We start from the raw sequence: 20,713 nt of genomic DNA, 5'->3' as shown, positions 1-20,713 counted from the left end.
GAACAATATGGTCAAAATAATTAATTGAGTTAATTTCATAATTTTAATCCCTTAAAATATCAAGGGTTCTAAAATAAGCGACCAAACTAAAACTAAAACCATATTTTTTAATGAGGGGGATGCCCTAAGATGTGGGGGCAAACAAAAAATTTGAATTTTTTAGTAGGATTTTCAGGAACTCTCTCGAAATATTTAAGTATAAGGGGGAGAGTGTATGTCTAGTTTACCAATTATAGTAGCTCCGATGTTTTTAGTTTCTAACCCTAAGATGGTTATTGAAGCTAGTAGAGCAGGGGCTATCGGTTCATTTCCATTATTAAATGCAAGACCCGCTTCAGCATGTGCTGAGTGGCTAGAAGAAATAAAAAAGGCGCTACCTACTGAGCAATGGGCAGTCAACTTTATATGTCACCCTGTAGCGAATCCACGTTTTGAGGAAGATTTACAGTTAATTGAACAATTTCAGCCACCAATTGTTATTACTTCATTAGGTAATCCAAAGAGAGTTATAGATATTGTTCACGGCTATGGAGGGAAGGTCTATGCAGATGTTGCGAACGTTAAACATGCCGAAAAATCTGCGGCAACAGGTGTAGACGGACTAATTCTTGTTTGTGCAGGAGCTGGTGGGCATGGCGGGCAACTGAACCCATTTGGCTTTGTATCTGCGGTTAAGAAATTCTTTACGGGAACGATCATTTTATCAGGCTCCATCTCTAGCGGTGCAGACGTACTAGCCGCTCAAATAATGGGAGCAGACTTTGCCTATATGGGTACTCGTTTTTTAGCTTGTGATGAAGGAAATGCGCCTGAGGAGTATAAAAATATGGTGATTGACAGTGATACCTCTGATATTTTATATACCGACGCCTTTAGCGGTGTCCATGTAAATGTGTTAATTCCATCCTTATTAAAGGAAGGCATTGATCCTGCAACATTGAAGCCGAGAGAGGACATTGATTTAACACATCTAGTAAATGTCAAGGCATGGCGAGATATTTGGTCTGCCGGACATGGCATCACTAACATTGTCAAACGCGAGTCCGTTCGTGAAATACTTAAAACTTTGGAAGTAGAGTACGAGAAAGCAAAGCAGCAAATAATTGCTGTACAGTCATTATAAAAACGATAAAAAGGGGCAAGTCCAACAATATGGACTTGCCCCTTTAACTTTTAGTGGGTGATCATTTATCCACTTAACTAGTGGAATTCTATGGCTAAGTGACCAATATTAGCTGGCCTAAAGCCTCCGACAGATGTTACAGAATTATGCCGAGGCATAATTGATTAATTAATCATGATTCAAAGTAGCGGCGATTTCTGGTTGCTGCTCAACTTGAAGCAGCATATTGAAGGAAGCGATAGCTACTTCTACTTGTTCATCCTTAGGCTCACGTGTTGTCAGTAATTGTAGCCATAAGCCTGGATAGCCAAGGAAGCGTAACACAGGAATATTCCGGCATGCATTTGTCGCTTGAAGTACTTCAAATGATATACCAAGAACAACGGGAATTAAGAGAATACGGTCCAAAATGCGTAACCAAAGTGGATCAGTTGGTACGAAGAAATATAAAAACATACCTACAAACACAGTGAACAGCATAAAACTACTACCGCAACGATAGTGTAAGCGTGATTGTGCTTGCACATTTTCCACTGTTATGTCCATACCAGCTTCATAGCAATTTATAACCTTATGTTCTGCACCGTGATATTGGAATACTCGTTTAATTAGCGGAGTTAAAGATATAAAATATAAATAGGTAAGTAGTAAAAATAGCTTAATGCCGCTTTCAAGTAAAATTTGACCAGTTTTGCCCTCTATCCATTTAGAGAAAAAATCTGCAATAAATACAGGAATTAATGTAAAGGCAAATTTACCGAATAAAAAGGAAAGGATACCTACAACTGCAACTCCTAAAATCATTTGAAGTCTCGAGCCTTCCTCTTTATGCTCTGCTTCTTCGCCAGGTGTAACGTCGTAACGGTCTCCTGAAAATTGCATATGGCGAGAGCCTAAACCAGCTGATTCAATCAGTGCGACAACGCCCCGTACTAATGGAATTTTTTTAAGCTTTTGTAAAATAGGGTTTTGAACTTTTTTAAAATGATAATAATCAATGGAATCATCGTTACGGCGAATAGCGGTAATCGTATGTTCCTTTCCTCCGAACATTACACCTTCTAATTGTGCTTGTCCCCCGTATACAGGTGAATTGCTCAAGGCTAACACCACTCTCTTTATATATTTCAACTGTACCATTGTACTAAATTTAGTGAAAAACCTCTAGAGTTACGCATAGTAAAATTTTTATATGGTTACACTAATCGTACAGTTTAGGAAATGATTAACGCTTGAACATATACTCGTGGTACAAGTTAGGAGGATTTTACTTGAAAGTAGCTAGTATAACATCGCTCGTCAACGCACTCGTTTTAGCATTGTGTTTAAAGGGACTTCAATACTTTCATCTTATTAAATGGAATCCAATAGGTTTTTATAAAAAGTGGAATATGTTTGAAGGTAGCTCAAAACTATTTCAATGGAGCTTTCTCATCCTCATCTTATTTTTAATTGGATTTTTATTATTTATTACATTGCGATATGTCTATATTATCCCAGCTGTGCTATCTTCTTTTTTACTTGGCCTTTTTTTGTCCATGACATTAGAATGGATTGTTCTGGATTTGCCTTTACAATCTTCTTCCTTTAAAAAACTCTCGATCCCTTTCATGGTCATTGTTATTTGTCTTTTACGTTTCTTGCTGGAAACTGCGAATTTTCATCAAAAGGAGCACACAGCACAAAAAGGAAATTAGTTGCTGTATGCGCCTTGTATGATAAAATAATGGCAAGTACATAGAAAGAGGCGAGTATGCGTGAAGTTATTATGTTTGAATGGACCTAATTTAAATCGACTAGGTAAACGAGAGCCACATATTTATGGTTACGAAACATTGGAAGATGTGAAAAAAAATGTTCAGAATCTTGCGGCGTCTTTAGGTGCCACTGTCGAGTTTCGTCAATCTAATCATGAAGGGGTACTTGTTGATTGGGTACATGAAGCAGAGGACGAAAAATATGATGGTATAATCTTTAATCCCGGTGCATATACCCATACAAGCGTCGCGTTACATGATGCAATTGCAGGTATTTCTGTGCCGGTTATAGAAGTACATATTTCAAATATCCATAAACGTGAGGCTTTCCGTCATCATTCTTATCTCGCTCCGGCATGCCTTGGTCAAATCAGTGGACTAGGTACGAAAGGCTATGAACTGGCATTACGCACATTTATTGAGAGGGAGAATTGATTATGATGAAATTACAAAAGCTTCGTAAGGCACTTCAAGAACAAAATATTGACGGCATTTTAATTACAAACGAGTACAATCGTCGTTATATGACTGGTTTTACAGGAACAGCGGGCGTAGCGATTGTGTCTCAAAATGATGCTGTGTTTATCACGGATTTTCGTTATACAGAGCAAGCAGCTGCGCAAGTACAGGACTTTCGAATTGTAAAGCATGAGGCGACGATTATTGAAGAAATTGCAACACAAGTAAAAAATATGGGTATCAAATTATTGGGCTTTGAGAAAGATACTGTTAGCTATGGCACATATGAGCTGTATAAAAATAAAATTCAAGCTGATTTAGTGCCGATTTCTGGGCTAATTGAAAAAATTCGCTTGATTAAGACGCAACAAGAGATTAATATTATTAAGGTTGCGTGTGAAATTGCTGATCACGCATTTACACATATCTTAAACTTCATCAAGCCTGGTAAAACAGAGCTTGAGGTTTCGAATGAATTAGAATTTTTCATGCGTAAACAAGGAGCAACTCAATCCTCGTTTGATATAATTGTTGCGTCTGGTCTTCGCTCAGCTTTACCACATGGCGTTGCAACGAATAAAGTGATTGAAAAAGGCGACTTTGTCACATTAGACTATGGAGCATTGTACAATGGCTATATCTCGGATATTACACGTACTGTGGCAGTAGGCGAGCCAGCTGAAAAATTAGTGGATATGTACAACGCAGTACTTGCTTCCCAGCTTTTAGCACTTGAAAAGGTTGGCCCTGGTTTCACAGGGATTCAAGCGGATGCGATTGCGCGTAACTACTTAACAGAAAAAGGATATGGCGCGGCATTTGGTCATTCATTAGGACACGGGATTGGTCTTGAAGTACATGAAGGCCCTGGCTTATCAATACGTTCAGAAGCGGTGCTAGAGCCAGGTATGGCCGTAACGATTGAACCAGGAGTTTATTTACCGGGAATCGGTGGTGTACGTATCGAGGACGATATTTTAATCACAGAGACAGGTAATGAACTGCTTACTCATTCGTCAAAAGAACTTATTATTTTATAAACTATGGAGGAACACAAATGATTTCAGTAAACGATTTCCGTACAGGTCTAACAATTATTGTAGATGGCCAATTATATCGCGTGTTAGATTTCCAACACGTTAAACCAGGTAAAGGTGCTGCGTTCGTACGCTCTAAATTACGTAACTTACGTAACGGTTCAGTAAATGAAAAAACTTTCCGTGCTGGTGAGAAAGTTGAAAAAGCACAAATCGATAACCGTAAAATGCAATACCTTTATGCACAAGGTGACGATCATGTTTTCATGGACTTAGAATCATATGAGCAAACTGAACTTTCTTCAGCTGCAATTGAATATGAATTAAAATTCCTAAAAGAAAACATGGAAGTTCACATTCAATCATACCAAAGTGAAATGCTAGGTGTTGAATTACCAAACACTGTTGAGCTAGAAGTAACAGAAACAGAGCCTGGTATCAAAGGTGATACAGCTTCTGGTGGTACAAAACCAGCAACTCTTGAAACTGGTCTTATTGTACAAGTGCCATTCTTCGTAAACCAAGGTGATAAGTTAATCATCAATACAGAAGAAGCTTCTTACGTTTCTCGTGCTTAATAAATAAAAAGCATTCAGCCTACTCTTTTTAACAAAAGGGTAGGTTTTTTTAACTTCTTTCAGCGGGTGTCCCAAACATCCCTTGAAATAGAGGAAGTCAGTCACAACGGAAATCAACCACACGTTTTGGTGATGATCCAGAAAAATAGCAACCTCTTTGTATAAAAAGAGTTTTTATTATTTGATATGTGGTCATATTTGGAAAAGTTGTTTACAATAATAGTAAGGAGTGAATGCAATGTTACAAACAATGTTTGAGACCACGTCTCCAATAATACAGGCTCCAATGGCCGGTGTAACTACGCCAAAATTTGTTGCTGCCTGTGCAGAGGAAGGGATTTTAGGTTCGATAGGAGCAGGCTATTTAGATGGGGAGCAAACGAAAAGTTTTATTCAGGAAGTTAAAAAGCTAACGAAAAAGCCATTTGCTGTTAATTTATTTGTGCAGGAAGAGCCACGTATTGATGTCGATGTACTTCAAAAAGCTCGAATGGCTTTACAACCGTTTTATGATGAGCTTGGACTTTCACCTGTACAAAGTGTCACGTCCAAGGAAGTATTTGCAGAACAAGTACAAGCTGTTCTTGATGAAAATGTCGCCATTTGTTCCTTTACGTTTGGCATTCCTTCAGCAGAAGTTATTCAACGTTTAAAGGATAACAATGTTTATGTTATTGGTACAGCTACTACATTAGAGGAAGCAAAGCGTGTAGAACAAGCAGGGATGCAAGCAGTTGTCCTTCAGGGTGGTGAAGCTGGCGGTCACCGAGGTTCCTTCACTGAACCAATGCAATTAATTGATTTGCATGATTTACTGGAGCAAGTAGTAGGACAAATTGCCATACCGATTATTGCTGCTGGGGGCGTTGTCACAAAGGAAGATGTAAGTAAAGCACTAGCAAGAGGTGCCCAAGCGGTTCAAATTGGTACAGCCTTATTAGTAGCGGATGAATGTGAAATTTCACCACTTTATAAAAAAGCCTTGCTTGAATCGAAAGCGCAGCAGACGACCATTACTCGTGCTTTTTCTGGTAAACCAGCAAGAGGCTTAGCCAATGCTTTTACGGAACGTATGAAAGATGCTGTTGTAGCACCTTATCCATTGCAAAATGATTTAACTACTACTATTCGTAAAGAAAGTGCAAAACAGGGCAAAGCCGAATATTTATCGATGTGGATGGGTGAAAAGAGCTATTTAGTGAAACAACCAGGTACTGTGAACAGCATTATTGCCACGCTGCTGTAACTTCTTTCCGATTCCGGATGAAGTGATGCTAAGGCATCATTAATTTCATAAAAATCTAAGATCTCTATACGTATGTATGGAGGTCTTTTTTTGAGGGTATCAACATATATTGCTGTACACGAGGGGGCGTATGAAATGGAATTACAAGACGTATTAAGAGTCGCTGGAGTGGGACTAGTAGTTGCGCTTCTTCATGTCTTCTTTGATCAAACAGGAAAAAAAGAATTTTCATTTTTCCTATTTTTCATTGCCTACTTATATATGACAGCGGAATTACTGCGATTTTTACGTCTATTTTTCAATGAAATTCTTACATTCTTTCAATGGCTAACCTCTTCCGGGTAGTGTAAATGGAAATTGTCATTGTTGCTGTCGTCATGCTGCTTTTATTATTGCTTATAAAAGAAGTCATAAAGCCACTCCATGCGCTGATTAGTGTAATGTTTTCGTTTTTGCTGTTTGGTATGTTGTTTTCTACACTCCTATTGCCATTCATCAAGCAATTGCTTGAGACATTAGCTTTTTTGCCATATGCAAAAGCAATTGTAGTAAGTGCTAGCCTTTTCTATGTAGGGCAATGGGTGTCTTTTTTACTTGTGGAACAAAGCTATAAAGTACTCGGGCATATTGTCTATGATGGGGTCAAGATTGTTATTTTGTTGTACTGGTTTAAGGAATTTTTGGCTGTTTTACAGGAGGTGTCGGCCATTTTACAACGGCTAAACTAAGGGGCGAAGACATTGCTAGAGCAAATAGTTTCGTTTTTAACTGATCCATTTTTTCTATTGCTGAAGATGACGCTTATTTTGTGTGGCTATGTCATTATTATTTTGATCGTTAATATGATTTTACCAGAATTTGAAAAAGGGACAAGGATACTTTTTTTTCTTATTGTACTGGCAACTATCGGACCAGTTGTTGTGAGTTCATTTAATTTAATAGACGAAATAGCACAGGGGCTTGCGCATATATTTACTGCATTTTATCCCATTCTTACTTCAAGTTTTCTTTTATCTAGCAGTATTACAGCGATTGCTTCTTGGCAGCCTTTTTTACTTTTCTTTGTACAAGTCTTAACGATTATTAGTAGTAAATGGCTTATTCCAGGAGTGCTTTTTGCCATTGTGTTTGATGTCTGCAGTGTCATTGTTAAAGAAATTTCGTTTACGAGAATTGCCGAATTGATTCGTTTTACCATTATGAGCATCGTCTCGGCATCTGTAATTTGTTACATCATTTTAATGTCGGCGAGTGGGGTGGCTGCATTTAGTGTCAACGCAGCTGTTGCAGAGCCTGTGAAAAAATTAATAGAGGAAAATATTCCGGTTGTTGGTTCCTTTATAGTAGATAGTTTTTCGATGTTCCAGCATATGACACAATTTTCCTCTTCTATTACTAGTATTTCTGCTTTTATAGCGGTTATTACCGTGTCGTTCATTCCAACAGTTCAGCTTGTTGTCAGTGCGTATTCATTGAAAATGTTAGCTGCTATTTTAGAACCAATAGCTTTTGATGATATTTGTAAACTACTTGATCATATTAGTAAGTCTCTATTTACCTTGTGTGCTGTATCATTTCTAATTGCTTTTTCATTTATGTTTTCTTGTTTATTCCTCATCGTTTTTGTGCAAGTTATGGCTGGGGGGAGATAGATTGATTCTTTTATTAGCGATGCTCTTTATCTGTCAGATATTTGTGTTTCTAACAGATGATAAAGAAATAATTTCACTTACAAAGCTTGTTATTACGTTAGTATTTTTGCAATTGCTATTAAAGATTCCATTTATCAATTCATAGGAGGAAACAAGCGTACATACACTTGAAAAAGAGAAGATGAAAGGAGGCAATGTACAAGTGATGTGGAAAAGAAACGAAAAAAAACAACGTCATTTATAGTCTTAATGCTTATTGCTGCCTCCGTGGGAATTTTCATCATTTTACCAATGTATCAAACGGGTACAACGAATGGGCAAGTAACATCGATGACCAATGAAGAAAAACTTGAGCAGACACTGAAGGCTATGAAAGGTGTTGGGGAGGTTAAAGTCTATTTTTATTACGGAGATATGACAGCTGAGAAGGATGACAATAAACTATTCAGTCAATATTTTCGAGGAACTGAACAAGGTACGAAAGAAGTAACAGGGATACTAATTGTTTCAGAAGGAGCATCAGATATCTTTGTGAAAAATGAAATTCGTGCTGTTGTTAGTCAAGTAATGCAATTGCCGATTCATCGAATTATTATCGTTCCAATGGAAAATAAGGAGGAAAAGTAAATGCGCGTACGTAGAAGAACAGTTTGGTTTATGACATTATTAAGTCTAGTAGCGGTTATCTCAGTGTATTATTTGGTTGATCCAGCAAAACAATTTAATGGACTAACTATTTTCACAGATGACGCATTACAGCAAACTGCGGTAACGGGTGTGACTGATCAAGAAGCAACGAAAGAGGGAGAGACGAAGGAAGTATCTTCTCCAAGTCATTTATTTGAAGAAATGCGCATGCAAGTTAGTGATGAAAGAAGCCAGCTCCGTTCGCAATTAGAGCAGAAGATCGGTTCAAAAGATTACACAGCAGAAGAAAAGAGTAAGGCGTATAATGACATGGATAACCTAATTAAACAAGAATCCTCTGAAGCGATGTTAGAAATGCTTATTAAATCTTTAGGTTACTCTGATGCGTTTGTACGAGCAGATGGTGGGAAAGTACAGGTAACGGTTATGGCGGAGGAGCTGTCAAAAGCTCAAGCAAATGAAATTATTTACTTGGTAAGAACAGAGATGGAAGGCGCAAATGATGTCCAAGTAAAATTCAGTGCGAATAACTATTAAAAAAATAGGAATTTTCCGTTTATTTAAAACTATTGTTATATATCAGTATAATGAAAAGGCTTTCGTTTATTAAAGGAAAGCCTTTTATTTTGTTCATATTTACTTAATTTGCATGAAAGTATTTCAAATTGTTCGAAAAAAATATAAAATAGTGTTTGTAGTAGATTTTATTTCATAAGGAGAGTTAGAAATGTTCAAAATTCAAGAAATTCGCGAAATTATTAAATTGGTAGATTCTTCTTCGATTGATGAGTTCGTTTACGAAGTGGATGGCGCAAAAGTTAAATTAAAAAAGAATGGTGTTGTTGTTACTGATACTGTAGCACCTAAAAAAGAAGTAGTTGCACCTGTTGTACAACAGTCTGCACCTGTAGCAGCACCTGTAGCACCAGCTACTCCAGCAAAAGCTGAAGAAGCACCAGCTGCAGCACCAGCAAATAACGACCCATCGTTACATAAAATTGTATCACCGATGGTTGGAACGTTTTATCAATCTCCAAATCCAGATTCACCAGCTTACGTTAAAGTGGGGGACAAAGTTGGTAATGAAACAATCGTATGTATCGTAGAAGCTATGAAACTATTCAACGAAATTGAAGCAGAAGTTCAAGGGGAAATCGTTGAAGTACTTGTTAAAGACGGTGAATTAGTAGAATACGGTCAACCATTATTCCTTGTAAAAGCTGAGTAAGGAGTGCACAACCATGAAAAAAGTTTTAATTGCAAACCGCGGCGAAATCGCTGTGCGTATCATTCGTGCTTGTAAGGAGTTAGGCATTCAATCTGTTGCCGTATACTCAGAAGCAGACGCTGACGCATTACATGTGAAATTAGCAGACGAAGCATATTGTATCGGGCCAAAGCTATCAAAAGATTCATATCTTAGCTTCCCGGCTTTACTAAGCGTAGCAGAAAAAACGGGGGCAGACGGTATCCACCCAGGTTACGGTTTTGTATCTGAAAACGCTGACTTCGCTGAGGCTTGTGAAAACGCAGGCATTAAGTTCATTGGACCTTCATCTGATTCTATTAAAATTATGGGTATTAAAGACGTTGCACGTACAACAATGGAAGCAGCAGGTGTTCCACTTGTTCCGGGTACTGGTATTGTTCCAGATATCGAAACAGGTAAAGAATGGGCTGCTAAAATTGGTTACCCTGTGATCATCAAAGCAACTGCTGGTGGTGGCGGTAAAGGTATCCGTGTAGCTCGTACAGAAGAAGACCTTGTAAAAGGCATTGAAATTACGCAAAAAGAGGCTGCTGCTGCATTCGGTAACCCTGGCGTCTATTTAGAAAAATTCATCGAGTACTTCCGTCACTGTGAAATCCAAGTATTAGCGGATGGCTATGGTAACGTTGTACATTTAGGTGAACGTGACTGTACTGTTCAACGCCGTATGCAGAAATTAGTAGAGGAAGCTCCATCTCCAGCGCTATCTTCTGAGCGTCGTGCTGAAATGGGTGCCGCTGCCGTTAAAGCTGCACAAGCTTGTAACTATGAAGGTGCCGGAACAATCGAGTTTATTTATGACTATCAAGAAGATAAATTCTACTTCATGGAAATGAATACTCGTATCCAAGTAGAGCACCCAGTAACTGAAATGATTTCGGGTGTAGATCTTGTACAACAACAATTAAAAATTGCATCTGGTGAAAAACTTCCTTTCACTCAAGATGATATTCAATTAAATGGTTGGGCAATTGAATGCCGTATTAACGCAGAAAATGCTTATAAAAACTTCATGCCATCAGCTGGTACTGTAGATACTTACGTAACTCCAGGTGGCTACGGTGTACGTATTGACTCTGCTGTATATGCTGGCTATACAATCCCTCCATACTATGACTCTATGGTTGCAAAACTAATTGTTCATGCCAATACACGTGAAGAAGCGATTGCGAAAATGAATCGTGCGCTTAGCGAATTTGAAGTATCTGGTCCTGGTATCAATACAACAATTCCATTCCACCAAGCATTAATGAACAATGACGTGTTCAAATCAGCGCAATTCAATACGAAGTTCCTAGAAGAGAACGATGTTTTGGGGACAAGCAAGTAAGGTTACCAACTTGCGCAATAGTTGTGCGATTTTTGTCAGCTAAATAGAATTAGGAATAAAACAAAACGGAATTTCCGATTTTTAGACCCTTTAACGAAACTGAATCGTTAGGGGGTCTTTTTTGTGCGTAAAAATAGTCAGCGTACAGGTATTTTCGATATAGAAAATATCGATCCAAATAAAAACGAAATGAACTGCTACAACAATTATGATTGACGTTAATTTGTATGAAGAACAAACCCGCCTAACGGGCACACAAACAAACGATTAAAGAATACGACTAATCGTTGTGCTAACAATGGCCGTTGAAAGTTAGGGGAGCCAAGGTTTTCGTTTGTTTAATAAAATTTTGAAACAGTCTTACAGTATTCTTCTAACTCACTTAATGTAAATAGTAATGTCATAGGGAAATCATTTGAAGTTTCTTTTGAATATGTTAAATGAACAACAGCATATTTATTTAGCTTTTTAATCCAAAAAATAACATCATCATTATCTTCTCTTCTAGCCATTGCTACAGCTTCTTTTCCGTAGAGAATGTGTTTTTGTGAAAGTTCTTTCTCTAACTCTTTCGTTAAGGATTCAGACATACTTGTTGAAATCAACCACCAGGGATCGTTTATAAAACTTTTTAATTTTTCTTGCATTTTAGATGACCTTCCAATTCATTAATTTTCTAAACTTAATTCAACGTTTTATTTTAATATTCCTTCTTGTGACTAAATAGTTGAATGCGGAAGATTTTTCAGAAGTAAGCCTTGAATCGATTTGCCTTTAAATGACCGCCTAAATTAATGGTAAGACAGCGTGGATTCATCGAGGGAAATTTGAAAACTGTATTTCTCGGGTATAAGTAATGAGGAAGCATTTCGCCTTTATTTCGTCTTTATACGTGGTTAAAACCGGTTTTACATCGCCAGTCGTATTTATCATCTTATGTGTTTCGACGCTTAAACAAACGGAATTATAAGGGGGATTAAATGGAATGAATATTGCAGTCAGTATTGTTAATATCCAACGCAAACTACTCGAACGGACTGGGCGTAAAACAGACGTATATTACAGCGAAGGTCAAGGCGCTTTATATGTATTCATGGGAGAACCTTTAACGGTCAACAACGTAATTTACGCAGCGTCCGAAATCGAGCTAATGATGGACGTTATTTAAGATGGGAGTGGCGATTTTTATGGAATCGTTAAATATGCACGAAAACCAAGCTCGGCGTTTTGGAAAATAATCAATCGATTTGCTTTAACAGACACCGGTGCCCGGTTACCTCTCGAATTTAGCCTTTTATGAAGTATATAATTTGGATATGTTATAATCAAAAGTATGAAAAATCTATACTGACGGTGCAGTGTTCAATGAAAGCGGGGCAGATAATGGATAATCAATATGTCGTAGGCTGGGGTACATTAGCGTTGATCAATGCTGCACTTGCACAAGGAAAGAATAGAACGGGGTTTAATTGGTTTTTACTTTCTCTTGTGTTAGGTCCATTGGCAACGCTAATTTTATTATTTGTTGATAAGAGACCGTAACTACATATTCACAATAAAGTGAGAAGCGACTGGATATTCTCACGTATTCAACAATTGGGGTGTTTAATAAGTCGGTTTTTGACCGGCTTATTTGACCTTTATGATGTGATTAACGAAGAAGCAATGTTTTGTACGATTCAAGAAGCAGAAAATAAAGGGAAAATGGACTATGGAAATAAACTTAACGTAGATAATGGCGCAAGAAAACAAGGGGTTATCAAAGATAAAAAATAATAATAATCAAGGGAAAGAGGATCTTTATTGTTCATCTTTCCCTTCATTATTATGGCGGTTGTTATTTTACTCAATAATGATTTTTTCGGCAATTCCTTCCCCAAATCCCTTTTCATTAGGAACAGCGGTAATTTCAGAAGCCCATACAGATACTGTTAATCCAACACGTACAGTATAAATTTCATCCGTAGTAAACCATACTTTTCGTATTTCTGGTCTTTCTTTATCAACTACTAAAAATCTGTCACCTTCTATTTGTACAACTTCTCCTTTAATATTTGGGCCAATATCGTTACTATATGGGGAACATCCAACTAAAAAAAAGGTAAAAATAAATAACATAATTAAAGCTTTAGAAGTTTTCACCGAACTCCCCTTCCTTTCATATAGTTTTTTTCATAAATTATACACTTTAATGTATGTTCCTTCTTAATTTCAAACCCCCGAATAGGTATCAAACGTTGTCTGTTCGGGGGAATAAGATTAAAAAAATGATTATTTACTTACTAATAAAGCATCTGTAGAACTTGAATAGATAGAAAATGTATTAGTTGAATCTGAATATAGACTTATAACATCGTTGATCCTTGTCATAAGACCTATTAAACCACCACCACCGCTATGAATCCCCACTACTCTATAGGTAGAAGGGTCATAAGTAATTGCACCGCTATCTCCAGGTTGAGAATAGTCAACGCCGCTTAAAGGAGTTATTTTAGCTACATTTCTTGTTCCTGGTGCTAAACCATTGGGATCAATATATGTTGTTTTTAATGTAGATATATTTCCACATGTTACACCTGTTGTAATTCCTGATTTACAAACGAATTGACCTTGAATAGGTGTGCTACTTCCAGTCACTCGTCTATCATAATCATCTTTATTTTCTGCAAGCTCATAAAAATAATTTGTTGCATATCGTGTAATTGTGCTTGCAGTTGTAACACGGATTAACCCTACGTCTATATTGGAATAATGCCCTCTGCTATGAACAACACCGAGAGTAGCAGTATCTTGTTTGACATAAGTATTGTTGGAATCGAGACAATGTGCAGCCGTTAATACAAAGTAATTTGTTCCTTTCTTTCCTATCCCCGCTGTAGTACACAGATGATCATAAGCATTACGTATTTGGATTCCTCCACCTAATTTTGTCCAATTTCTTGCTCTTGCTAGTTCACCATAAAGATTCATTGATTTATCATGTGATTTTAATTGAATTAAATCTATATAATTATTTTGATTTAGGTATGATAAAATTTTTTGTTCTTCATCTGTTTTTAAATCTTCTACAGAAACAGTTATTTTTTTGTCAATCAAATCAAGGTCTGTAATTACAGATTTATCTTCAATTAACCTTTGAACACCTAGTGCTACTTCGTCTTGAATTTGTTCTAACTCATTAATACTATATTTTACTGATTCAAATTTAATTAAATTATCTTCATCTATAACCTGAAGAGAAGCCTTAAGAGTATTTAATTTTTCATCTGAAATGCCTGTTAATCCAATAATTATTTCACCACTATTTGATAGATATATAGTGCCTTTATCGGAGAACGCTTCGTAACTTCCGAATACTTTGTCGAGAATATTAAAAACATCGTTCATTTCTGTTGCTTGTGTTACAAGTTTCTTTTGAACTTCTAAAGGGTATTGTTGGATAGTGTTTTTTGTACTTGTGTCTAACTTACTAAAGTTACTCAAATCTTCTAGCTTTTTTGCATAAGTAGACCTGACATTGGTGTTAAGTAACAATAAAGCAAAGACAAAAACTAAAGGTACAATAAAAACTTTGTATTCTGTTATCATTTTTAATTCTCACTCCCTTTTAGTAGTATTATCTTGAATTTAAACATAATTATTTAATATTGTAAACTAGTTAACAGAAAATTCTGTTAATTGATTAGAGGGAGTGGGAACTAAAAAAATGAAAGGAATTTTTTTCTATCCTAATTGAAACTATTTAGTTCTTTTTTGTTCATGATATTTTTGGAAAATATGATTTATGAAATTGATTCATATATAGTGAATTATAGCTTATTATCATTATGGATTATTGAAAGTCGTATGTGATAAAATTAACGCCAGGTTTCCTGGTGCAAAATAGCTAGTAGGGAGGATTGGACTCTAATTTTGGTTAATTTACTAAGAGGGAGGATGAAAAATATATTTATGAGGTAGCGACTGTTTTCACTTTTCGTATTTATCGAGTCTTTATTGAATTTATCGATATTACCTGTCCAAAATAAATTAAATCGGCTTTACGAAGCCAAACCTTCCTTTTTATAGTATAATAAGCGTAAGTACAGCATTTGTTTGTGATGTGTAAGGGAAAGGATGATATTTGTATGGCAGAGAAAGTAGGACAATCTTTCGTACAACCAACGCCTTCTGGAAAAGAAGAACTTGGGAAAATCGAAGTAGCAGCGGAAGTAATCGAGGTTGTTGCTGGAATAGCAGTAAACGAGGTAGAAGGAGTCGCGGCAACTCGTGGTAATATTGCTACTGGCGTAGTAGAACGCTTCGGTAAAAAAGTGCACAATAAGGGCATTAAATCGGGTGTTACTGAAACTGGTGAGATTGCCATTGATGTATTTTGCTCTGTAAAATACGGCTATACAATTCCGAAAGTGGCGAAGGAAGTACAAACGCAAATTCGCCAAGCGATTTATAATATGACAGCACTTGAAACAGCAGAAGTGAATGTACATATTACAGGTATTCACTTTGAAAAAGAAGAAGTAGCCGTACAAGAATAAAAAGAAGGGTTGCCTATAGGGCAATCCTTCTTTTTACGTTTGTTAACGGAAATTGATTAGCAGTGATTAGTATCGCTACTTTATTATATTTCAATATGCTTCGGCTTTCTCCAGAACAAAGCAAGAATTACGCCGATTGTTAAAACAATTGTCGCAAAGTAATATGGGTAATTTAAATTTATATCGAACATTATTCCCCCTAAAATAGGACCAAAGATATTCCCAAGACTTGTAAACATGGAGTTCATGCCACCGACAAATCCTTGTTCATTACCAGCAATTTTCGATAAATAAGAGGTAACGGCAGGACGGATTAAATCGAAGCCGACGAAAATAAAGAATGTGACAAATAAAATTGCGAAATAGTGGCTAACAATGGTCATAGCAAATGTTAAAACAGCAGAAAGGATGAGTGAATAACGGATAAGATTAATTTCGCCCATTTTCTTTGTCAGCCAATCGAATAACACTAGCTGAGCAAGGGCCCCGACTACTCCACTCCCCGTAATAATAATCGCGATATCTGAAGGCGTAAATGCGAATTTATGATCCACAAATAGGCTAAATAACGATTCAAATGCAGCTAAACCAAAGGACAGTACGAAAATAAGGATGAATGGAATAAGGTATAGTGGGCTGAAAATACGTTTCACACTGCCTAAAATTGATGGAGCAGACTCTACATCATCTAAAGCACGTGTTGGCTCTTTTAGTAATAGTATTGACAAGATAGCTGCTAAAAATCCAAGTATACCTGCAGCGTAAAATGGTATGCGTGTTCCGAATTCGGCCAAAAATCCACCGATCCCAGGTCCGATAATAAAGCCAGTACTAATCGCTGCACTCATAAAGCCCAGTGCCTTTGAACGTTGTGTCAATGTTGTAATATCAGCGATATAGGCAGTTACCGCCGGCATGATAAAGGCAGCACTTACACCACCTAGCATACGCGAGATAAAGAGTATTTCAACTGTGCGTCCGAGCCCGAATAGTAGCTCTGAAAAACCGAATATAAAAAGACCCGCAACGATCATAATTTTTCGGCCAATAGTATCCACCATTTTACCAGCAATCGGTGAAACAATAAGTTGCGTAATAGCAAATGCTGCTACCATATAACCAACGACAGAGCCTGAAATTTTTAGCTCATTCATGATTGTTGGTAGCACCGGTATAACTAAACCAATGCCTAAAAAGGCAATGAATAAATTCGATAATAAAATACTTAAGGTTAAAATTTGTTTCTTGTTCATTTTGTTCTCCTTCAATTTTTCACGATAAATGAATCTAAATCTACTAGAATATTTCCATGTAATACAATAAACCCTATAGTAACTATAGGGTCAAAAGATTTGTTTCAGTGTGGCAGTATTAGATCGCAGTTATACAAGTTGACTCAATAAATCTCCTTTGATGCTCCAAGGGCAGTGAAGCAGGTTTTCTCCATTAATAATTCCTAAAGAAGTTTCGTATGGCATCAAAACGAATTTTATGTTTACAATTCTCGCAATAAAATAAGTGGGATTTACGTTCTTTGTATTGCTTATATTGTTCCTCACCTTCAGATAGCTTGAAAGTTCTTTTACAGCTCGTACAAATAACTTCATAATGCATAATGAACACCTCGGAAAATGAGATTATTTTCCTTGATTATAACATTCTTGTTATTTAAACAATAATAATGGATTTTCATTTTTTAACATTAAATTTCATAAAGTTGATTGAAGGGTGTTAAAATAAGCAAAAACTTGCTTGAAAAAGGTATCAGATTATTGAAAACTTGTTTGAATTCGTGTTTCTCGTACGAATTTATGCTATTATAAACCTTAATGCCACTTAAGAAGGAGAGCTTTACATGAAACGACATGAGGCACGCGAAAAAGCGTTGCAAGTTTTGTTTCAGCTAGACAATACTGAACTAACAGTAGAAGAAGCAATGGGCCATATTAAAGGCCAACCAACAAACGTCTTCTACGAAAAGATTGTTACTGGAACAGTTGAACATTTAGAGGAAATCGATGCTACTTTAGAGCAGCATCTTGAAAAGTGGTCACTTGCCCGTTTACCAAAAATTGAAAGAACGGTTTTACGTCTAGCTGTATACGAAATTTTATACATGCCAGAAACACCAAAAAGAGTAGTACTTAATGAAGCAATCGAGTTATGCAAAACATTTGGCGACGATGGCTCGTCGAAATTTGTTAATGGCGTACTTTCTAAATTTACAGAACAATAAAATGTGTTGAATTGGAAGGAGTAACTAAGGTCTATGTCAAGTGCAATTATTAATGGTAAAGAAATTGGTCAAGAAATTCGTAATTCAGTAGCAGAGCGAGTAACGCGTTTAAAAGAGCAAGGATTAACACCAGGCTTAGCGGTTGTTTTAGTAGGAGACAACCAAGCCTCGGCTACATATGTGAGAAATAAGCAAAAATCTTGTGAAGCCATTGGTATGTTTTCTGAGTTAATCAAACTGCCGGAAGAAACTACACAGGATGCATTATTAGCGCAAATTGAATTATTAAATAATCGTGAAGATATTCATGGAATTTTAGTACAATTACCACTCCCTAAACATATTGATGAGGATACTGTTATTGCCACAATTGCTGTGGAAAAAGACGTGGATGGCTTCTCACCAGTAAGTGTTGGGAAAATGATGCTTGGCCAAGAAACATTTTTGCCTTGTACACCGTTTGGCGTAATGAAACTTCTTGAATATTCAGGAATTGAAATAGCAGGAAAGCACGCGGTCATCGTGGGTCGTAGTCATATCGTGGGGAAACCAATGGGACAACTACTTCTACAAAAAGATGCAACCGTTACATATACGCATTCCAAAACACCAAACCTACCTTCATTCACTAAACAAGCAGATATTTTAATTGCAGCAGTGGGACGTGCAAACTTTATTACGAAGGAACATGTTAAAGAAGGCGCAGTTGTTATAGATGTTGGCATTAATCGTGATGAAAACAACAAGCTTTGCGGTGACGTAAACTTTAGTGAGATCGATGGTATTGCTTCTCACATTACACCAGTACCAGGCGGTGTAGGACCAATGACAATTACTATGCTTCTATTCAACACAGTTCAAGCAGCAGAAAATAAGCTTGCACATACAGTTAAGTTATAATTTTGAATGACTCTTTATAAAAAGCTATCTCAATTTTTATTGAGGTAGTTTTTTTGTATCGTTTATTTTCTGAGTATTTCAAGAACTTTTGTATTGTTTTTAACGTCTAATATAACGTTTGGGTCATACATATGAATAGGGAGGTTTTTATGGAAAACATAGATTTAATACTGATCATTAAACATATTATTATCGGTCTTGTACAAGGGTTTACAGAGCCAATTCCTGTATCATCTAGCGGACATGTTATGATTGCAAGTGAAATTCTTGGTCTTGGTGAGCAAGGTTTTACTTTTGCTATTTTAACGAACACAGCTTCATTACTGGCTATTGTCTATATTTATCGACAGGATATTGTCCGACTCATTACAAATTTTTTCCTGTATTTGAAAACTCGACAGAACCGTTATAAAGCTGATTTTCGTTTCGCCATTTTCATAGTAATTGGTTCTATTCCAGCGGGCGTTTTAGGTGTTTTGTTAAGCGATGTTATTGCGGATAATGTTAGTATGACAACGATAGCACTTATGCTATTTGTAACAGGTATTGCTCTATGGCTAATTCGTAATATGCGTGGTAAGAAAAGGGATGCGGATTTGACTGCGAAAGACGCCATCATCGTAGGTCTTGGTCAAGCTGTAGCATTAACACCTGGTATTAGCCGTTCAGGAGCAACCATTATTTCAGCCATTGCAGTTGGTATGAAACAGGAAACCGCTTTACGATTTTCCTTCATGCTCTATATTCCTGTAAGTCTTGGTGGAGTTGTCCTTGGGATTTCTGATTTTTTAGATGAGCCAAATAAAGGTGCATTAGCAATTCCATATGCTGCGACATTTATTGTGACATTATTTATGACTTATTTTGCAATGCGTTGGTTTATGGGCATCATGAAAAGTGGCAAGCTTAGCTACTTTACATATTATTGCTTTCTTGTAGGGACGCTTCTATTAATATTTTATTAATGTAAAAGCCTCATAATTTTATGAAGTTGTGAGGTTTTCTTGTTTGTTAAGAAAAAGAAATGTAGATATTCGACTCCTGTCCGTCATTTCGACGATTTCTATCCGTCGCTCCGGTGATTCTTCCCGTCACATGGCCTGTTTTATCCGTCGTTTCGCTTTCATTCTGCTCTTTTATCAGCGATTCTGGCTCTTTCAAGTTTTAGCGGCGTTCCTTGCTTGGTTAGCAGCGCAACTCACACTTTTAGCGGCGAATTCCAACATAAGCTGGACAATTTGACAAAATTAAAGTCAGCGTTGAAGAACAGTTGATGCTTTATCAGCGATTCTGACTCTTTTATCAGCGATGTTTGATGCTTTATCAGCGATTTTGGCTCTCTTATCAGCGATGTTTGATGCTTTATCAGCGATTCTGACTCTCTTATCAGCGATTCTGACTCTCTTATCAGCGATGCTTGATGCTTTATCAGCGATTCTGGCTCTCTTATCAGCGATGTTTGATGCTTTATCAGCGATTCTGACTCTTTTATCAGCGATATTTGATACATTATCAGCGATTCTGGCTCTTTCAAGTTTTAGTGGCGTTCTTCCTTTGGTTAGCAACTCACACTTTTAGCGGCGAATTCCAACATAAGCTGGACAATTTGACAAAACTAAAGTCATACGTAGCTTCGGTGGTTCTTCCCGTCACATGGCTTGTTAAATCCGTCGCTTCGGCAGATCAATCCGTCGTTTCATTTTCATACCGTCACTCGGCCTGTTAAATCCGTCGCTTCAGCAGATCAATCCGTCGTTTCATTTTCATACCGTCGCTCCGGGGATTCATACCGTCACTCGGCCTGTTTTATCCGTCGCTCCGTGGGTTCTTCCCGTCACATGGCCAGTTAAATCCGTCGCTTCAGCAGATCAATCCGTCGTTTCATTTTCATACCGTCGCTCCGGGGATTCATACCGTCACTTGGCCTGTTTTATCCGTC

The 20,713-nt window shown here is 37.1% G+C and carries 28 protein-coding genes; 22 read left to right on the top strand and 6 right to left on the bottom strand.

All coding sequences use genetic code 11. The features are described from left to right. Window positions 1-214 precede the first annotated feature (214 nt). Complete coding sequence (locus PVA17_RS21390) at window positions 215-1,123, top strand: NAD(P)H-dependent flavin oxidoreductase (protein WP_274068888.1); 909 nt, start codon at window positions 215-217, stop codon at window positions 1,121-1,123. Window positions 1,124-1,291: 168 nt separating this feature from the next. On the opposite strand, the gene PVA17_RS21385 is transcribed toward PVA17_RS21390, so the two are convergent. Further along, on the bottom strand, window positions 1,292-2,224 hold the full coding sequence (locus PVA17_RS21385) for a DUF1385 domain-containing protein (protein ID WP_132356681.1): 933 nt from the start codon (window positions 2,222-2,224) through the stop codon (window positions 1,292-1,294). A 170-nt stretch (window positions 2,225-2,394) separates the two neighbouring features. Between PVA17_RS21385 and PVA17_RS21380 the strand changes: the two genes are divergently transcribed. From PVA17_RS21380 to accC, 13 genes are all read left to right on the top strand, one after another. Continuing rightward, complete coding sequence (locus PVA17_RS21380; protein ID WP_132356680.1) at window positions 2,395-2,820, top strand: hypothetical protein; 426 nt, start codon at window positions 2,395-2,397, stop codon at window positions 2,818-2,820. A gap of 60 nt (window positions 2,821-2,880) precedes the next feature. Beyond that, a complete protein-coding gene (aroQ, locus tag PVA17_RS21375; protein WP_132356679.1) occupies window positions 2,881-3,315 on the top strand; it encodes a type II 3-dehydroquinate dehydratase in 435 nt (144 codons plus the stop codon). A 2-nt stretch (window positions 3,316-3,317) separates the two neighbouring features. Continuing rightward, window positions 3,318-4,379, top strand: coding sequence for a M24 family metallopeptidase (locus PVA17_RS21370; protein WP_274068887.1), 1,062 nt, complete (start codon window positions 3,318-3,320; stop codon window positions 4,377-4,379). A 17-nt stretch (window positions 4,380-4,396) separates the two neighbouring features. Beyond that, on the top strand, window positions 4,397-4,954 hold the full coding sequence (gene efp, locus PVA17_RS21365) for an elongation factor P (RefSeq protein WP_132356677.1): 558 nt from the start codon (window positions 4,397-4,399) through the stop codon (window positions 4,952-4,954). Window positions 4,955-5,192: 238 nt separating this feature from the next. Next, entirely contained in the window at window positions 5,193-6,200 is a 1,008-nt protein-coding gene (locus PVA17_RS21360; protein ID WP_274068886.1) for an NAD(P)H-dependent flavin oxidoreductase, read from the top strand. Window positions 6,201-6,335: 135 nt separating this feature from the next. Further along, window positions 6,336-6,545 (top strand): hypothetical protein, encoded by a 210-nt coding sequence (locus PVA17_RS21355; protein ID WP_012295089.1) that lies wholly within the window; start codon window positions 6,336-6,338, stop codon window positions 6,543-6,545. Window positions 6,546-6,550: 5 nt separating this feature from the next. Continuing rightward, window positions 6,551-6,928, top strand: coding sequence for a hypothetical protein (locus tag PVA17_RS21350; RefSeq protein ID WP_248716406.1), 378 nt, complete (start codon window positions 6,551-6,553; stop codon window positions 6,926-6,928). Window positions 6,929-6,940: 12 nt separating this feature from the next. Then, window positions 6,941-7,852: a stage III sporulation protein AE gene (locus PVA17_RS21345; protein WP_274068885.1), complete on the top strand. Its 912-nt coding sequence runs from the start codon at window positions 6,941-6,943 to the stop codon at window positions 7,850-7,852. 1 nt (window position 7,853) lies between these two features. Further along, entirely contained in the window at window positions 7,854-7,997 is a 144-nt protein-coding gene (locus tag PVA17_RS21340) for a hypothetical protein (RefSeq protein WP_166672062.1), read from the top strand. Window positions 7,998-8,059: 62 nt separating this feature from the next. After that, the gene (locus PVA17_RS21335; protein WP_274068884.1) at window positions 8,060-8,479 is read left to right on the top strand and encodes a hypothetical protein; all 420 of its coding nucleotides are present in this window, start codon (window positions 8,060-8,062) and stop codon (window positions 8,477-8,479) included. Further along, the gene (locus PVA17_RS21330; protein ID WP_132356672.1) at window positions 8,480-9,037 is read left to right on the top strand and encodes a SpoIIIAH-like family protein; all 558 of its coding nucleotides are present in this window, start codon (window positions 8,480-8,482) and stop codon (window positions 9,035-9,037) included. A gap of 190 nt (window positions 9,038-9,227) precedes the next feature. After that, window positions 9,228-9,728, top strand: a complete 501-nt coding sequence (gene accB / locus PVA17_RS21325) for an acetyl-CoA carboxylase biotin carboxyl carrier protein (protein ID WP_248716403.1) — start codon at window positions 9,228-9,230, stop codon at window positions 9,726-9,728. A 13-nt stretch (window positions 9,729-9,741) separates the two neighbouring features. Continuing rightward, on the top strand, window positions 9,742-11,100 hold the full coding sequence (gene accC / locus PVA17_RS21320) for an acetyl-CoA carboxylase biotin carboxylase subunit (RefSeq protein ID WP_132356670.1): 1,359 nt from the start codon (window positions 9,742-9,744) through the stop codon (window positions 11,098-11,100). A gap of 338 nt (window positions 11,101-11,438) precedes the next feature. Here the strand turns inward: accC and PVA17_RS21315 are convergent, their stop codons facing one another. Then, the gene (locus PVA17_RS21315; RefSeq protein WP_274068883.1) at window positions 11,439-11,747 is read right to left on the bottom strand and encodes a hypothetical protein; all 309 of its coding nucleotides are present in this window, start codon (window positions 11,745-11,747) and stop codon (window positions 11,439-11,441) included. A 338-nt stretch (window positions 11,748-12,085) separates the two neighbouring features. Between PVA17_RS21315 and PVA17_RS21310 the strand changes: the two genes are divergently transcribed. From PVA17_RS21310 to PVA17_RS21300, 3 genes are all read left to right on the top strand, one after another. After that, the gene (locus PVA17_RS21310) at window positions 12,086-12,268 is read left to right on the top strand and encodes a hypothetical protein (RefSeq protein ID WP_132356669.1); all 183 of its coding nucleotides are present in this window, start codon (window positions 12,086-12,088) and stop codon (window positions 12,266-12,268) included. A gap of 215 nt (window positions 12,269-12,483) precedes the next feature. After that, the gene (locus PVA17_RS21305) at window positions 12,484-12,642 is read left to right on the top strand and encodes a hypothetical protein (RefSeq protein ID WP_274068882.1); all 159 of its coding nucleotides are present in this window, start codon (window positions 12,484-12,486) and stop codon (window positions 12,640-12,642) included. Between the two features lie 78 nt (window positions 12,643-12,720). After that, window positions 12,721-12,876: a hypothetical protein gene (locus PVA17_RS21300; RefSeq protein ID WP_274068881.1), complete on the top strand. Its 156-nt coding sequence runs from the start codon at window positions 12,721-12,723 to the stop codon at window positions 12,874-12,876. Window positions 12,877-12,942: 66 nt separating this feature from the next. Here PVA17_RS21300 and PVA17_RS21295 read toward each other — a convergent pair whose 3' ends face one another. Together PVA17_RS21295 and PVA17_RS21290 are read right to left on the bottom strand one after the other, a co-directional pair. Further along, complete coding sequence (locus PVA17_RS21295; protein WP_132356668.1) at window positions 12,943-13,242, bottom strand: hypothetical protein; 300 nt, start codon at window positions 13,240-13,242, stop codon at window positions 12,943-12,945. Between the two features lie 129 nt (window positions 13,243-13,371). After that, window positions 13,372-14,688, bottom strand: a complete 1,317-nt coding sequence (locus tag PVA17_RS21290) for a S1 family peptidase (protein WP_274068880.1) — start codon at window positions 14,686-14,688, stop codon at window positions 13,372-13,374. 539 nt (window positions 14,689-15,227) lie between these two features. On the opposite strand from PVA17_RS21290, the gene PVA17_RS21285 reads away from it, so the two are divergent. Beyond that, the gene (locus PVA17_RS21285; protein ID WP_132356667.1) at window positions 15,228-15,638 is read left to right on the top strand and encodes an Asp23/Gls24 family envelope stress response protein; all 411 of its coding nucleotides are present in this window, start codon (window positions 15,228-15,230) and stop codon (window positions 15,636-15,638) included. Between the two features lie 83 nt (window positions 15,639-15,721). Here PVA17_RS21285 and PVA17_RS21280 read toward each other — a convergent pair whose 3' ends face one another. Both PVA17_RS21280 and PVA17_RS21275 read right to left on the bottom strand, forming a co-directional pair. Next, on the bottom strand, window positions 15,722-16,891 hold the full coding sequence (locus tag PVA17_RS21280) for an MFS transporter (protein ID WP_132356666.1): 1,170 nt from the start codon (window positions 16,889-16,891) through the stop codon (window positions 15,722-15,724). Window positions 16,892-17,084: 193 nt separating this feature from the next. After that, a complete protein-coding gene (locus PVA17_RS21275; RefSeq protein WP_274068879.1) occupies window positions 17,085-17,252 on the bottom strand; it encodes a DUF2197 domain-containing protein in 168 nt (55 codons plus the stop codon). Between the two features lie 241 nt (window positions 17,253-17,493). On the opposite strand from PVA17_RS21275, the gene nusB reads away from it, so the two are divergent. The 4 genes from nusB to PVA17_RS21255 all read left to right on the top strand — a co-directional run bounded on the left by nusB (window position 17,494) and on the right by PVA17_RS21255 (window position 20,352). After that, window positions 17,494-17,874, top strand: coding sequence for a transcription antitermination factor NusB (gene nusB / locus PVA17_RS21270; RefSeq protein WP_100544800.1), 381 nt, complete (start codon window positions 17,494-17,496; stop codon window positions 17,872-17,874). Window positions 17,875-17,907: 33 nt separating this feature from the next. After that, entirely contained in the window at window positions 17,908-18,774 is an 867-nt protein-coding gene (gene folD / locus PVA17_RS21265; protein WP_274068878.1) for a bifunctional methylenetetrahydrofolate dehydrogenase/methenyltetrahydrofolate cyclohydrolase FolD, read from the top strand. A gap of 149 nt (window positions 18,775-18,923) precedes the next feature. Next, the gene (locus tag PVA17_RS21260; protein ID WP_132356663.1) at window positions 18,924-19,739 is read left to right on the top strand and encodes an undecaprenyl-diphosphate phosphatase; all 816 of its coding nucleotides are present in this window, start codon (window positions 18,924-18,926) and stop codon (window positions 19,737-19,739) included. Window positions 19,740-20,082: 343 nt separating this feature from the next. Further along, the gene (locus PVA17_RS21255; RefSeq protein ID WP_274068877.1) at window positions 20,083-20,352 is read left to right on the top strand and encodes a hypothetical protein; all 270 of its coding nucleotides are present in this window, start codon (window positions 20,083-20,085) and stop codon (window positions 20,350-20,352) included. Window positions 20,353-20,713: the final 361 nt, after the last annotated feature.

Source organism: Lysinibacillus sp. CNPSo 3705, assembly GCF_028674935.1.
In the GTDB taxonomy this organism is placed as follows: domain Bacteria; phylum Bacillota; class Bacilli; order Bacillales_A; family Planococcaceae; genus Lysinibacillus.
The sequence above is the reverse complement of the archived record's forward strand: the minus strand, read 5'-3'. Positions and strand labels throughout refer to the sequence as shown.

What these genes read in the sequence shown, in the direction of transcription:
- PVA17_RS21390 (WP_274068888.1), top strand. Translation starts at nt 215, where the DNA reads ATGTCTAGTTTACCAATTATAGTAGCTCCGATGTTTTTAGTTTCTAAC.
- PVA17_RS21370 (WP_274068887.1), top strand. Translation starts at nt 3,318, where the DNA reads ATGATGAAATTACAAAAGCTTCGTAAGGCACTTCAAGAACAAAATATT.
- efp (WP_132356677.1), top strand. Translation starts at nt 4,397, where the DNA reads ATGATTTCAGTAAACGATTTCCGTACAGGTCTAACAATTATTGTAGAT.
- PVA17_RS21360 (WP_274068886.1), top strand. Translation starts at nt 5,193, where the DNA reads ATGTTACAAACAATGTTTGAGACCACGTCTCCAATAATACAGGCTCCA.
- PVA17_RS21355 (WP_012295089.1), top strand. Translation starts at nt 6,336, where the DNA reads ATGGAATTACAAGACGTATTAAGAGTCGCTGGAGTGGGACTAGTAGTT.
- PVA17_RS21350 (WP_248716406.1), top strand. Translation starts at nt 6,551, where the DNA reads ATGGAAATTGTCATTGTTGCTGTCGTCATGCTGCTTTTATTATTGCTT.
- PVA17_RS21330 (WP_132356672.1), top strand. Translation starts at nt 8,480, where the DNA reads ATGCGCGTACGTAGAAGAACAGTTTGGTTTATGACATTATTAAGTCTA.
- accB (WP_248716403.1), top strand. Translation starts at nt 9,228, where the DNA reads ATGTTCAAAATTCAAGAAATTCGCGAAATTATTAAATTGGTAGATTCT.
- accC (WP_132356670.1), top strand. Translation starts at nt 9,742, where the DNA reads ATGAAAAAAGTTTTAATTGCAAACCGCGGCGAAATCGCTGTGCGTATC.
- PVA17_RS21315 (WP_274068883.1), bottom strand. Translation starts at nt 11,747, where the DNA reads ATGCAAGAAAAATTAAAAAGTTTTATAAACGATCCCTGGTGGTTGATT.
- PVA17_RS21310 (WP_132356669.1), top strand. Translation starts at nt 12,086, where the DNA reads ATGAATATTGCAGTCAGTATTGTTAATATCCAACGCAAACTACTCGAA.
- PVA17_RS21305 (WP_274068882.1), top strand. Translation starts at nt 12,484, where the DNA reads ATGGATAATCAATATGTCGTAGGCTGGGGTACATTAGCGTTGATCAAT.
- PVA17_RS21290 (WP_274068880.1), bottom strand. Translation starts at nt 14,688, where the DNA reads ATGATAACAGAATACAAAGTTTTTATTGTACCTTTAGTTTTTGTCTTT.
- PVA17_RS21285 (WP_132356667.1), top strand. Translation starts at nt 15,228, where the DNA reads ATGGCAGAGAAAGTAGGACAATCTTTCGTACAACCAACGCCTTCTGGA.
- PVA17_RS21280 (WP_132356666.1), bottom strand. Translation starts at nt 16,891, where the DNA reads ATGAACAAGAAACAAATTTTAACCTTAAGTATTTTATTATCGAATTTA.
- PVA17_RS21275 (WP_274068879.1), bottom strand. Translation starts at nt 17,252, where the DNA reads ATGCATTATGAAGTTATTTGTACGAGCTGTAAAAGAACTTTCAAGCTA.
- nusB (WP_100544800.1), top strand. Translation starts at nt 17,494, where the DNA reads ATGAAACGACATGAGGCACGCGAAAAAGCGTTGCAAGTTTTGTTTCAG.
- folD (WP_274068878.1), top strand. Translation starts at nt 17,908, where the DNA reads ATGTCAAGTGCAATTATTAATGGTAAAGAAATTGGTCAAGAAATTCGT.
- PVA17_RS21260 (WP_132356663.1), top strand. Translation starts at nt 18,924, where the DNA reads ATGGAAAACATAGATTTAATACTGATCATTAAACATATTATTATCGGT.
- PVA17_RS21255 (WP_274068877.1), top strand. Translation starts at nt 20,083, where the DNA reads ATGTTTGATGCTTTATCAGCGATTTTGGCTCTCTTATCAGCGATGTTT.